At 62.4% G+C, this 12,601-nt stretch carries 9 protein-coding genes and 1 pseudogene; 6 read left to right on the plus strand and 4 right to left on the minus strand.

The genetic code is table 11. The features are described 5' to 3' along the window. Nucleotides 1-87: 87 nt before the first annotated feature. From PVW27_RS09785 to PVW27_RS09805, 5 genes are all read left to right on the plus strand, one after another. Complete coding sequence (locus PVW27_RS09785) at nt 88-1,041, plus strand: MBL fold metallo-hydrolase (RefSeq protein WP_274557266.1); 954 nt, start codon at nt 88-90, stop codon at nt 1,039-1,041. A gap of 3 nt (nt 1,042-1,044) precedes the next feature. Further along, nucleotides 1,045-1,527, plus strand: a complete 483-nt coding sequence (locus PVW27_RS09790; protein ID WP_274557269.1) for a methyltransferase family protein — start codon at nt 1,045-1,047, stop codon at nt 1,525-1,527. Nucleotides 1,528-1,652: 125 nt separating this feature from the next. Further along, nucleotides 1,653-3,227: a Re/Si-specific NAD(P)(+) transhydrogenase subunit alpha gene (locus PVW27_RS09795; protein ID WP_274557270.1), complete on the plus strand. Its 1,575-nt coding sequence runs from the start codon at nt 1,653-1,655 to the stop codon at nt 3,225-3,227. A gap of 12 nt (nt 3,228-3,239) precedes the next feature. After that, nucleotides 3,240-4,736 carry an NAD(P)(+) transhydrogenase (Re/Si-specific) subunit beta gene (locus PVW27_RS09800; RefSeq protein WP_274557273.1) on the plus strand — a complete coding sequence of 499 codons (1,497 nt, stop codon included), beginning with the start codon at nt 3,240-3,242 and terminating at the stop codon, nt 4,734-4,736. Nucleotides 4,737-4,921: 185 nt separating this feature from the next. Then, a complete protein-coding gene (locus PVW27_RS09805; protein ID WP_274557274.1) occupies nt 4,922-6,202 on the plus strand; it encodes a DUF3422 family protein in 1,281 nt (426 codons plus the stop codon). Here the strand turns inward: PVW27_RS09805 and PVW27_RS09810 are convergent. The 4 genes from PVW27_RS09810 to PVW27_RS09825 all read right to left on the minus strand — a co-directional run bounded on the left by PVW27_RS09810 (nt 6,138) and on the right by PVW27_RS09825 (nt 11,120). Beyond that, on the minus strand, nt 6,138-7,199 hold the full coding sequence (locus PVW27_RS09810; RefSeq protein WP_274557276.1) for a YeeE/YedE family protein: 1,062 nt from the start codon (nt 7,197-7,199) through the stop codon (nt 6,138-6,140). The genes PVW27_RS09805 and PVW27_RS09810 overlap by 65 nt on opposite strands. A 214-nt stretch (nt 7,200-7,413) precedes the next feature. After that, nucleotides 7,414-8,328 (minus strand): ABC transporter permease, encoded by a 915-nt coding sequence (locus tag PVW27_RS09815; RefSeq protein WP_274557278.1) that lies wholly within the window; start codon nt 8,326-8,328, stop codon nt 7,414-7,416. Next, on the minus strand, nt 8,321-9,328 hold the full coding sequence (locus PVW27_RS09820) for an ABC transporter permease (RefSeq protein ID WP_274557280.1): 1,008 nt from the start codon (nt 9,326-9,328) through the stop codon (nt 8,321-8,323). Before PVW27_RS09820 ends, PVW27_RS09815 begins: the two co-directional genes overlap by 8 nt. Nucleotides 9,329-9,419: 91 nt before the next feature. Further along, nucleotides 9,420-11,120: a peptide ABC transporter substrate-binding protein gene (locus tag PVW27_RS09825; protein WP_274557282.1), complete on the minus strand. Its 1,701-nt coding sequence runs from the start codon at nt 11,118-11,120 to the stop codon at nt 9,420-9,422. Between the two features lie 295 nt (nt 11,121-11,415). On the opposite strand from PVW27_RS09825, the pseudogene PVW27_RS09830 reads away from it, so the two are divergent. Next, nucleotides 11,416-12,492 (plus strand): annotated as a pseudogene (locus PVW27_RS09830) (ATP-binding cassette domain-containing protein); the annotation flags it as partial. Between the last annotated feature and the right edge of the window lie 109 nt (nt 12,493-12,601).

A 12,601-nucleotide genomic window follows, 5' to 3' on the forward strand; every position in this document is an offset into this window, starting at 1 on the left:
AGGCTGCCCCGCGCCGCAAGGTCACTTTACAATGACATTCGTGTCTGTGAATGTGATCCGAGCAAGATTCAAGGGAGGGGAGACCCGATGAGACAGTTCATGATCCAAGCCGCCGTTCTGGCGCTGTTGGCAGCACAAGCGATGGCGAGCGAGGATATCGCGGACAAGTATCCGCAATCCGAGCTCTACAACAAGCCCGTCGAGGTGATCCCGCATGTGTGGTCGGCCATCGGGGCCACCGCGCCGCCGACCTATGAGAATGCGGGCCATAACAACAACCTGTCCTTTGTCGTGACGGGTGACGGGGTGGTCGTGGTCAATGGCGGTGCCTCGGCCCGGCTGGCGGCCGCGCTGCATGACGAGATCAAGGCGATCACCGATCAGCCTGTCAAGTTGGTGATCAACGAAAACGGGCAGGGCCATGCCATGCTGGGCAATTCCTACTGGGCCGATCTGGGGGTGGATATTCTGGCCCATGTGGACGCGATTGCCGAGGTCGAGGCCCATGGCGGGGCGATCTTGGCCGGGATGCAGGGCTATAACAAGGACCGGGCAGAAGGCACGCGCGTCGCCGTGCCGAACCTGTCCTTCGAGGACCGTCACACGTTCACCATGGGCGATGTGGCCTTCGAGGTGCTGCATCTTGGCCCGGCGCATGGTCCCGGTGACACGCAGGTCTGGATTCCGCAGTGGGACATCATGATCGCGGGCGACATTGCCTTTCACGAGCGCATGCCGCCGATCTTTGCGGATACCTGCACCTCGTGCTGGATCGAGACATGGGAGACGGGGCTGGAGCCGTTGAACCCGACCTATCTGATCCCCGGCCATGGCCATCCGACCAATCTGGCGCAGGTGCGCCGCTATACGCGGGATTACCTTGTGGACCTGCGTGAAAAGATTGGCGCTCATATCGAGGAGGGTGGCGATCTGGCCAGTGCCTATTACGTGGATCAGGAGCGCTGGACGCATCTGGACACGTTCGAGGAACTGGCGACCAAGAACGCGGGCCGGGTCTTCGAGGAGATGGAGTTCGAATGAGCCATGACAAGGGGCCCGAGCGCCTTTGGCACCATGCTGAAATGGATTGACCTGCCGCCCGTCTGGCTGGCCGCGATGATCGCTCTGGCCTGGGCGCAGGCGCGTTTCGCGCCGACGGGGCTGTCCTTTGGCGGGGCCTGGGCCGATTTCGCGGGTGGCCTTCTGGTGGGCGGCGGGCTGATCCTGATGGTGCTGGCCGTGCATGAGATGCGAAAGGCGCGCACCACGATCATTCCGCATCTGGAAGCGGCGAAACTGGTGCAGTCGGGCATCTTCAGCCGGACCCGCAACCCTGTCTATCTGGGCGATGTTCTGGTGCTGGCGGGGCTGATTCTGCGCTTTGACGCCGTGCTGGCGCTACCATTGGTGCCGGTATTCCTGTGGATACTGGAAAAGCGTTTCGTGATCCCCGAGGAAAACCGCCTCAGACGCAAATTCCGGGCCGATTTTGCCCGCTATTGCCAGAAAACCCGCCGATGGATTTGACAGTCCGGCGCAATAAGTGCATCGCAGGACCGATCTTCTTGTGAAATATTGTTGCGCCGCACTATAACCAAGTTTCCGGTTGCGGCGCGACCGGAGCAAGACCTGCGAAAAGGGGGACGCGAGACGTGAAAATCGGTACGCCAAAGGAAATATTCGAGGGTGAGGCCCGCGTGGCCATGACCCCTGACTCGGCGCTTCAGTTGCAGAAACTGGGCTATGATTGTGTGATCGAATCCGGTGCCGGCATGGCTGCGGGTTTCTCGGACAAGGCCTATGCAGATGCGGGCGTCGAGGTGGTCAAGACCGCTGCCGCCCTGTGGAAGGCCGCCGATGTGGTGGCCAAGGTGCGCCCGCCCTCCGAGGCGGAAGTGAAGAAGTTGAACGAGGGACAGACCCTGATTTCCTTCTTCTATCCGGTCGCCAATGAAACGCTGATGAAGCAGGCCGCCGCCAAGGGGGCGAATGTGATCGCGATGGACATGGTCCCGCGCATCAGCCGCGCGCAGAAGATGGACGCGCTGTCGTCCATGGCGAATATCGCAGGCTACCGTGCGGTGATCGAGGCGGGCAACAATTTCGGCCGCTTCTTCACCGGCCAGATCACGGCGGCGGGCAAGGTGCCCCCGGCCAAGGTTCTGGTTGTGGGTGCAGGGGTGGCCGGTCTTGCCGCCATCGGCACGGCGACCAGCCTTGGTGCGATCACCTATGCCTTCGACGTGCGCCCCGAAGTGGCCGAGCAGGTCGAATCCATGGGCGCGCAATTCGTCTATCTGGATTTCGCCGAAGCGGTGCAGGACGGTGCGGCGACGGGCGGCTATGCGGCCCCGTCTTCCCCCGAATTCCGCGAGGCGCAGCTGGCCAAGTTCCGCGAACTGGCCCCGGACATGGATATCGTGATCACCACCGCGCTGATCCCCAACCGCGAGGCGCCCGAACTGTGGACGCCCGACATGGTCGCGGCGATGAAGCCCGGTTCCGTGATCGTGGATCTGGCCGCCGAGCGTGGCGGCAACTGCAAGCTGACCAAGATGGACGAGAAGATCGTCACCGAAAACGGTGTCACGATCATCGGCTATACCGACTTCCCCAGCCGGATGGCCGCGCAATCCTCGACGCTGTATGCCACGAACATCCGCCACATGATGACCGACCTGACCCCCGGCAAGGACGGGCAGATCGTGCACAACATGGAGGATGACGTGATCCGTGGCGCGACCGTGACGTTCAACAAGGACGTGACCTTCCCGCCGCCGCCGCCGAAGGTGGCCGCGATTGCCGCGCAGAAACCCAAGGAGAAGGCCAAGGAGCTGACGCCCGAGGAGAAGCGCGCCAACGAGGTTGCCGCCTTCAAGGCGCAGACCCGCAATCAGGTGACGCTGCTGGCCGTCGGCGCTGTGCTGTTGCTGGCGGTGGGTCTGGTGGCCCCGGCCAGCTTCATGCAGCATTTCATCGTCTTCGTGCTGTCGGTCTTTATCGGCTTCCAGGTGATCTGGAACGTTGCGCACAGCCTGCATACGCCGCTCATGGCGGTGACCAATGCCATCTCGTCCATCATCATTCTGGGCGCGCTGATCCAGATCGGGTCGTCCTCGATGCTGATCACGCTGTTGGCGGCGCTGGGCATCTTCATGGCCGCGATCAACATCGTGGGTGGCTTCCTCGTGACACGGCGCATGCTCGCCATGTTCCAGAAATCCTAAGGAGCAGGCATCATGGAATTCGGATTTACCATCGCGGCCTATGCTGTCGCAGCTGTTCTGTTCATCCTGTCTCTGGGTGGACTGAGCGGACAGGAAAGCGCGAAACGCGCGGTCTGGTACGGGATCGTCGGTATGGCGATTGCGGTCGTGGCCACGCTGATGGGACCGGGGCAGGGCCTTTGGGGTGCCTCTCTTGTGCTGATCGCGCTGGGCGCGGCTGTCGGCTATCAACTGGCTACCCGCGTGCAGATGACGCAGATGCCCGAACTTGTGGCCATCATGCACAGCCTTGTCGGTCTGGCGGCGGTGTTCGTGGGTTTCAACGCGGACATCATGATCAACGACATCGCGGCCATCTACGCAGCGAACAACCAGATCATGGGGGCTGTGGCCGATAATGGTTACACCGCCATCGGTCTGCCGAAAGAGGTCTATGACGGGCTGTCGTCTTTCGGCCAGTTGATCGCCAAGAAGACCTCTGTCGAGATTGCGATCCTGCGGGTCGAGCTGGTTCTGGGGATCTGGATCGGTGCGGTGACCTTCACCGGGTCGGTGATCGCCTATGGCAAGCTGGCGGGCAAGGTCAACTCCTCGGCCAACAAGCTGCCCGGTGGCCATGTGCTGAATGCCACGGCGGCGGGGCTGTCGCTGCTTCTGGCGGTCATGTACATGAACGGTGCAGGTAGCTGGACGCTGGTTCTGCTGACCCTGCTGGCGCTGTTCATCGGCTATCATCTGATCATGGGGATCGGCGGCGCGGACATGCCGGTGGTTGTGTCCATGCTCAACAGCTATTCCGGCTGGGCGGCAGCGGCCATCGGTTTCAGCCTTGGCAACGATCTGCTGATCGTGGTCGGCGCGCTGGTCGGCTCCTCGGGTGCGATCCTGTCCTATATCATGTGCAAGGCGATGAACCGGTCGTTCATCTCGGTCATTCTGGGTGGCTTCGGCGGTCCGGCGGGCGAGCAGATGGCGGTCGAGGGCGAGCAGATCGCGATCGACGTGGACGGCGTGGCCAATGCGCTGGAAGAGGCTGACAGCATCATCATCATCCCCGGCTACGGGATGGCGGTGGCGCAGGCCCAGCAGAGCGTGTCGGAACTGACCAAGCGCCTGCGCGCCAAGGGCAAGACCGTGCGTTTCGCGATCCACCCCGTGGCGGGCCGTCTGCCGGGGCACATGAACGTGCTGCTGGCCGAGGCCAAGGTGCCCTACGACATCGTGCTGGAGATGGACGAGATCAACGACGACTTCCCGGATACCGATGTGGCCATCGTGATCGGCTCGAACGACATCGTGAACCCGGCCGCGCAGGATGATCCCAACAGCCCCATCGCCGGGATGCCGGTTCTGGAGTGCTGGAAGGCCAAGCAGGTGTTCGTGTCCAAGCGCGGACAGGGCACCGGCTATTCGGGGATCGAGAACCCGTTGTTCTTCAAAGACAATACGCGGATGTTCTATGGCGATGCCAAGAAGTCGCTGGATGAGCTGTTGACCAAAATCAGCTGAACCGGATGCCATTTGCCGACAGAAAAGGCGCCCCTTGGGGCGCCTTTTTTCGTGGCATCGCAATTGCTTGCACGAAAAATAGGCTCCCGTATACCATCGTGTTCCGTAAAGGTTTGATATAAAACAACTTTATCTTTTACTTAACCGGGCTAGCGTATAAGGTCAGCGCAACTCAGGAGTTTTCCATGTCGCCTATCCAGGACCATCCGCTGCGTTATGAATTGGCCAACGAGCTGCATGCCAGGCCATTTCCCTCGATCGATGCGCCCGGGTCGGCGGTCTATCTAGCGATCAAGAAGCAGCAGGATGCGGCCAGCCGGGATCGGGGCACGGATCTGGCGCATCTGACGGAATTGCTGGATCGTTTCGGCGCGGCCCATCCGCAGCCGGGGGCCACGCATTATTTCGGCCGGATCGGGCGGCATATGCTGAAATGGGAAAGCCATACGGAATTCGTGACCTACACGGCCTTCACCGAAAGCCTGAGCAGCCGCGCCTTTGATCCCACAGATTTCGAGGTGTTTCCGGCAGAATGGTTGTCGCGCGCACCGGGGGTGCGTGTCACCTCGGCGCTGATCCGGATGGAAGAGACGGGCGACAAGGAGGCGGTCATCGACAAGCTGAATGACTGGTTCGTGCCCGAAAGCCTGGCCGTCAGCCGCGTGCTGGACGACAGCGCCATTGTGGCGGGAGATTTCCGCATAGATCCTGCCGGGCACATGCGCTTTGCCATCTTCGTCTCGCCCAAGACAGGCGCGCGGCGGGTGGGGCGCGTTGTGCAGCGGTTGTGCGAGATCGAGACCTACAAGACCATGTCGATGCTGGCCTTCTCGCAGGTCAAGGCGATGTCGGGCACGCTCTCCTCCATCGACGCGCAGTTGACGCAGTTGATGGATGACATGACCCGCAACGAAAAGCCTGCCGATCAGACATTGGCGGGGCTGCTGGAAGTGTCTGCGATGCTGGAAAACAAGGTGGCGCGGGCGGCCTTCCGCTTTGGTGCGGCGGCGGCCTATGAGGCGATCGTAAACCAGCGGATCGAGGTGCTGCGGGAAGAGCGGTTCGACGGGCGGCAGACCTTTGCGGAATTCATGATGCGCCGCTACGATCCCGCGATGCGGACGGTCAAGGCGTCTCAGGCGCGGCTGGCGGCGATGGCCGACCGGGCGATGCGGGCCGGGGAATTGCTGCGGACGCGGGTGGATGTGGAGCGGTCTGCCCAGAACCAGAAGCTGCTGGAAAGCATGAACATCCGCGCCGACATGCAGTTGCGCCTGCAAAAAACGGTTGAGGGGCTGTCTGTGGTGGCCATCAGCTACTATGCGGTGTCGCTGATGGCCTATGCGGTCTATCCGGTGGCAGAAGCGGTCAATGTCAGCAAGGGGACATTGACCGCGCTGCTTATTCCGCCGGTAATGCTGCTTGTCTGGTGGCTTGTGCGCCGGGTGCAGAGGAACCTGCATTAAGCAAGCGGTTGGCCACAAGGCCACCCGTCGCAATGGCGGCGATGGCAAGGATCGCGGCGATGGACAGGGTCGGGATCCCCGACAGGCCCGCGCCCACGGTGCAACCGCCGGCCAGAACGCCGCCCACGCCCATCAGCGCGGCACCGGACATATACCGCCCGGTTTCGCGCGGGGTGCCGAAGCTGACCCATGCGAATTCGCCGCGGATCAGGCTGCTGAGCAGGGCCCCTACCACAACCGCACCAATCAGCGCCGCGCCAAAGGTGGCCGAGATCGAGGTGGAGGCGACGGTGAAGAACAGCGCCTCAGCCGCGGCAGAGGTGAAGGACAGGCTTTCCATCGCAATCGGATCGAATTCATCCAGCAGGATATATCCCGTGCCGACCCAGCCCAGCGGCACCAGCGCGCCGATCAGCGCAGCCAGCGCCAGTGTCCCCGCGCGGTTGCCCGAGCGCAGCGCATAGACCAGCGCCGCCAGCACGATCACGGCGGTCCAGACCAGCGGCGCACCCGGCAGGGCGGCGCTGTCAAGCGACCATGTCACCGATCCCAGCGCGGTGCGAACCGGGGCCAGCACACCCTTGAGCGTCGCATGGGCGACGACGGCGAAGACCACGAGCACGAGGGCGGCGCGCAGGTTGCCCGATCCGGTCAGAACGGTCAGGCGCGACACGCAGCCACGCGTTAGCACCATGCCCGCGCCAAAGAGCAGGCCGCCCGCGACAATGGCCAGCACGGGCAGGTCAGCGGCCATGAAGCGATGGTCGGCAAAGCCGATCCACCCCAAGGCGACGGCCCCTTGCGTGCCCAGCACGGCCACGGCCAGCGCGGTCAGCCAGACGCCTGTAGCCTGACGACGATCCTCGCCCACGATGGACCGGCGGAAACAGAAGCGGGTGATCTGCGCCAGCACGCCGAACACAAGTCCGAGGGCGAGGGCGAAATAGACAGCCGCCTGCGGGGCGGTCAGCGTCTCGAAGCCGAGGGATTCGAACATGGGTTTTCTCCGCTATCTGGAATTCTGTCCCATGTGCGCGGGTTTCTCATTATAATCAAGAGTGCGTGGCGGAGGAAAAACGTTCTGAAGTAGAACGTTTTTCCTTTATTCGGCCGATGCCGGGGAAGCATGTTCGCACTGTGCCCGCAGGCCGAACGCAAAACCCGCGCTAGTGGCGCGGGTCGCATGGTCGTTCTTTTTTGCCTCTGGCCGCTTAACGTCCCCGGATACGCGGGTCCAGCGCGTCGCGCAGGCCGTCACCCAGATAGTTGACGCTGAGCACGGTCAGCGAGATCGCCAGACCGGGCCAGAGGACGCGCTCGGGATATTGCTGCATGTAATCGACCGCATCGAACAGCAGGCGTCCCCAAGTCGGGAAGTCTGGCGGAAAGCCCAGACCCAGAAAGGACAGCGCGCTTTCGGTGATGATCGCGTTGGCGATGCCCAGCGTGGCCGAGACCATGATGGGGGACATCACGTTGGGCAGGATGTGGCGCGTGATCATCCGGGTGTTGGTGGTGCCGATAGAGCGCGCCGCCAGCACGAATTCGCGTTCCTTCAGGGCCAGCACATCGCCGCGCACGATCCGCGCCGTGGGCATCCAGCTTGTGATGCCGATGGCGGTCACGATCAGGATGAAGATTCCGGTTTCCGGCCCGAAGGCGGCGTTCAGCGGTTCACGGAACAGAAGCACCATCACCAGCAGCAGCGGCAACAGCGGCAGCGCCAGAAACAGATCGGTGGTCCGCATCAGCAGGTTGTCCAGCTTGCGGAAATAGCCAGCCATCACACCGATCAGACTGCCAAGGATCAGGGCCAGCAGCATCGCGGTGATCCCGACCGAGACAGAGGTTTGGCCCCCCGCCATCATCCGGGCCAGCATGTCGCGGCCCAGTTGGTCGGTGCCCAAGGGGTGCGCCCAGCTTGGCCCCTGATTGCGGGCGCGGATGTCGATGAAGGTCGCGTCATAGGGCCAGAACCACGGCCCGATGAACACGGCCAGAACGATCATGAGAAAGACGATGCCGCCCAAAAGCGCGCCGCGATGGGATTTGAACTGGTCCCATATGTCACGCCACTGGCTGCGCGGCGGGGTGGTGGGGATCGGCTGGTTGATGAGCTCAGTCATAGCGGATCCTCGGGTCCAGGATGCCATACAGGATGTCGGCGATCAGGTTGAAGACGACGATGAGCAGCGCGAAGATGAAGGTCAGGGTCTGCACCATCGGCAGGTCATTCGCCTCGATCGAGGTGATGAGCAACTGGCCCAGACCGTTCACCTTGAACACCTGCTCGGTGATGATGGCCCCGCCGAATACCTGCGGCACACCCAGCGCGATCACGGTGACCACAGGGATCATCGAGTTGCGCAGCACATGCACCAGCACCACGGTCTTTTCGCCCAAGCCCTTTGCGCGGGCGGTGCGGACGTAATCCTGATTGAGATTGTCCAGCATCGAGGCGCGCATGAAGCGGCTGATCTGTGCCGCGTTATAGAGGGCCAGCACCGAAACAGGCATGATCATCTGCCGGAGTTGCACGATGAAACTGTCCCAGTCCGTCACCTTGTGGGTGGTGTCATAAATGGACGGGAACCAGCCCAGATTGACCGAAAAGACGACGATCAGCAGCACGCCGGTAAAGAAGGTCGGCACCGAAAAGCCCACCATCGACACGAATGTGCCGATCTGGTCGAAAGCCGAATATTGCCGATAGGCCGAATAGATGCCGATGGGCAGGGCGATCATCACGCCCAGCACATAGGACATGCCCACCACCCAGAGAGTCTGGGGCAGGCGCTGCACCACGATATCCATCACGGGGCTGCGGGTCTGCCATGACAGGACGCGCAATTGCCCTTCGGAAAAGGTGGTGCCGAAGATGTGGTCGATCAGGACCTGAGGCTCGACCCAGAAGAACTGCACCAGCCATTTGAAGAACTGGATATGCACCGGGGCGCCAAGGCCAAGGGCCTCGCGCATCTTCTCCTTGACCTCGGGCGGGACGGTCAGGGGCACCTGGGCCATCGGATCGCCGGGGGCCAGTTGCAACAGCATGAAGATGACGAGGGAAATGAACAGAAGGGTCGGGACGGCCAAGACCAGTCGCCGGATGGTAAAGGTCAGCATGGGCGGCGCCTTTGCGGGTCGCTGTGAGATCTACCGGAAACTCGACGGCCCCGCCCCGGACGTGCCGGAGCGGGGCCGCGATGTCAGGTGCTTATTTGATGCGGTGCCAATCGGCGACGTTCCACAGCTCGCTGTCCCAGGTGTTCAGGACCACACCGCCCAGCGTGTTGGAATGGGCCGAGACGCGACCACGATCCACCAGCGGGATGATGACATTGGCTTCCTTGGTCAGCATGTCGTTCAGCTTGCGTGCGATTTCGCCGCGCTTCTCCAACTCGCCGGTGCGGGACAGTTCCGCGACCATCGCGTCAAAGGCCGGATCGCAGAAGCGGGTGATGTTCTCGCCCTGCCACTGGCTTTCGGGACGCGGAGCCTTGGAGCACAGCTGTGCGGCCAGATAGGCTTCGGGATCGGTGCCGTCGAAGTTGTTGGCATACATCTGCACGTCGGCATAGAACTTCTGGAAGGTGTCGGGGCTGCCCGGATCACCACCGAAGAAGACCGAGGCGCTGACGTTGCGCAGTTCGGTTTCGACGCCGATTTCTTCCCACCACTGCTTGATCAGCGCCTGAAAGTCCTGACGGACGGCGTTGGTCGAGGTCTGGAACAGCAGCGACAGGCGCACGCCATCCTTGGCGCGGATGCCATCGGCACCACGGACCCAGCCGGCTTCGTCCAGCAGGGCATTGGCGCCTGCGATGTCATGGGTCAGACAGTCGGTGTTGTCCGAGGCGTAAAGCGCCGGAGCGGGCACCAGGTTGCAGGTCGGGCGACCAGCCTGACCATAGCCGATCTCGACCAGAAGGTTACGGTCGATGGACATGGACAGGGCCTTGCGCACCGCCGGGTCCGACAGGAACGGATGCGGATGCTTGGCCGTGGCACGCTCGCCTTCCGGCAGCGAGGGCGAGGGGTCGGTCATGTTGACCATGATCCGCTCGACCAGCGAACCGAAGGCCGCGATGGTCTTGCCTTTGCCGGCGGCCGACATCTGCTCGATCACCTCGGGGGCAAGCTGCAGGTTCCAGGCATAGTCGAATTCACCCGTTTCCAGAACCGCGCGGCCTGCGGCCGTCGCATCGCCGCCGCCCTTGAAGGTCATGGTGGCGAAGGCGGGTTTGGCCGGATCGCGGTAGTTCGGGTTGGCTTCCAGAGAGATCACGTCATTGGGACGGAACTCGGTGACGCGGAAGGGGCCGGTGCCGATCGGGTTGAAGTTGGCCTCGGTGCATTCGGGGGCCTTGGCGCCCAGGCAATCCGCGAATTGCGCGGCCTGGATGATCGGGGCCTGCGCGCCCATGAAGGGACCGTAGGGGTTCGGCTTGGCTTCCGAGAAGGTGACCTTGACGGTCAGATCGTCGATCACCTCGACGGCAGTCACGCCTTCGAACTTGGCCGCCTGCGCACAACCGCCTTCGGGATGCATGCAGTAATCGGCGCTGAACTTCACGTCATTTGCGGTGACGGCGGTGCCATCGGACCACAGCAGGTCCGGCTTCAGTTTCCAGGTGATCGATTTCAGATCCTCGCTCACGCCGCCATTCTCGAGCGTGGGGATTTCCTGTGCAAGGAAGGGCACCATCGCGCCGGTCTCGTCATAGCGGCCCAGCGGTTCGATGATCATCGAAGACGATTCGAGGTCCTTTGTGCCGCCCGAGAGATAGGGGTTCAGGATCGACGGTGCCTGCCAGTAGATGATGTTCACATGGCCGTCCGCGCCGCGCTCTGCAAAGGCTGCGGTGGCGAGGGCAACAAGGGCTGCCGCGCCAAGCAGCGTTGATTTCAGGGTCATTTCTCACTCCATGTTGGACACGTCAGTGTCTCTCGTTTTTTTCCCGGACAGGGTTGCGGCGATTGCCTTGCCCCCGGACCAGATCGGCACCCCGAGGCGTCCGGCGGTGTTTGCGCTACCGACCTGACCTCTGGGTGAGTTTCATCACAAACCCTTGCTGTGGAAAAATCAAGCACGCGTTTTTGAACTTGCCCCGGCGTCGACCAAGGGGCGAGGGGGCGTGAAAGGGGTTTGACAGGTCAAGACTGCTGTCTGTAGCGTCGCGGATCAGGACCCGAGACACAGGATTGCAGGCATGCTGGACCAGCCGATTGAACGGCCCATCGCACGGATCGAAAATCTGCGTGTGGAATTCCAGACCAAGGATGGAATCGTGGTCGGGGTCGAGGATGTCTCATTCTCGATCAATCCCGGCGAAACCGTGTGTGTGGTTGGTGAATCAGGCTCGGGCAAGTCGGTGTCCAGCCTGTCCCTGATGCGTCTGGTCGAGTTCGGCGGCGGCAAGATCGCAGGTGGACAACTGCTGTTCGAGCGCAAGACCGGCGGGCAGGTGGATCTTGGCAAGACCGATCAGGACCTGATGCGGACGATTCGCGGCAATGAGATCGGGATGATCTTTCAGGAGCCGATGACGGCGCTGAATCCGGTCTTCACCGTGGGGCGGCAATTGACCGAAGGGCTGCGCCTTCACAAGGGGATGACCAAAAAAGAGGCAGAGGCGCGGGCGCTTGACCTGTTGCGGCAGGTGCGTATCCCCGAACCCGAGCGGCGGCTGAAGCAATATCCCCATGAGCTGAGCGGGGGGATGCGGCAGCGTGTCGTGATCGCCATGGCACTGGCCTGCGAACCGCGCCTGTTGATCGCGGATGAGCCGACCACGGCGCTGGACGTGACCATTCAGGCCGAGATTCTGGCCCTGATCGACCGTCTGAAGCGGGAAACCGGCACGGCGGTCATGTTCATCACGCATGACATGGCCGTTGTGGCCCAAATGGCTGACCGGGTGGTCGTCATGTATCGCGGCAACAAGGTCGAAGAGGGAACTGTCGAGGAGATCTTCGAGAACCCGCAGCATGACTATACCAAGGCGCTACTGTCGGCCGTGCCCAAGCTGGGCGAGATGACGGGCAAGTCCCTTCCCGAACCGATGCGCCTGCTGGGATCGACAGGACCCGCCGCCGTGCCGATCCCCGGCACCGAGACGCCGCTGCTGACGGTGCGGAATCTGGTGACACGGTTTTCCGTGCGCGGCGGGTTGTTCCGGCGCACGGTGGCCAATGTCCATGCGGTCGAGGATGTGTCTTTCACGCTGAACAAGGGCCGGACCCTGTCGCTGGTCGGCGAAAGCGGCTGTGGCAAGAGGTGGTTCGGTTGATCTGAACAGTTTCCAGGCGTTTCGTAAGTGGTTTTCCGCCTTGGTTATGCCGCTACCGCCTCGGGGCGCGGCTGGTTGAAGTAGGCCTGATCGGGGGTTTTCCCGT

Origin of the sequence: Seohaeicola sp. 4SK31, from assembly GCF_028802875.1 — a bacterium.
Classification (GTDB): Bacteria; Pseudomonadota; Alphaproteobacteria; order Rhodobacterales; family Rhodobacteraceae; genus Seohaeicola.

Excerpts from the sequence above, each read along its gene's own strand:
- PVW27_RS09820 (WP_274557280.1), bottom strand. The coding sequence starts at position 9,328 with ATGCTGACCTTTACCATCCGGCGACTGGTCTTGGCCGTCCCGACCCTT.
- PVW27_RS09805 (WP_274557274.1), top strand. The coding sequence starts at position 4,922 with ATGTCGCCTATCCAGGACCATCCGCTGCGTTATGAATTGGCCAACGAG.
- PVW27_RS09790 (WP_274557269.1), top strand. The coding sequence starts at position 1,045 with ATGACAAGGGGCCCGAGCGCCTTTGGCACCATGCTGAAATGGATTGAC.
- PVW27_RS09785 (WP_274557266.1), top strand. The coding sequence starts at position 88 with ATGAGACAGTTCATGATCCAAGCCGCCGTTCTGGCGCTGTTGGCAGCA.
- PVW27_RS09800 (WP_274557273.1), top strand. The coding sequence starts at position 3,240 with ATGGAATTCGGATTTACCATCGCGGCCTATGCTGTCGCAGCTGTTCTG.
- PVW27_RS09825 (WP_274557282.1), bottom strand. The coding sequence starts at position 11,120 with ATGACCCTGAAATCAACGCTGCTTGGCGCGGCAGCCCTTGTTGCCCTC.
- PVW27_RS09815 (WP_274557278.1), bottom strand. The coding sequence starts at position 8,328 with ATGACTGAGCTCATCAACCAGCCGATCCCCACCACCCCGCCGCGCAGC.
- PVW27_RS09810 (WP_274557276.1), bottom strand. The coding sequence starts at position 7,199 with ATGTTCGAATCCCTCGGCTTCGAGACGCTGACCGCCCCGCAGGCGGCT.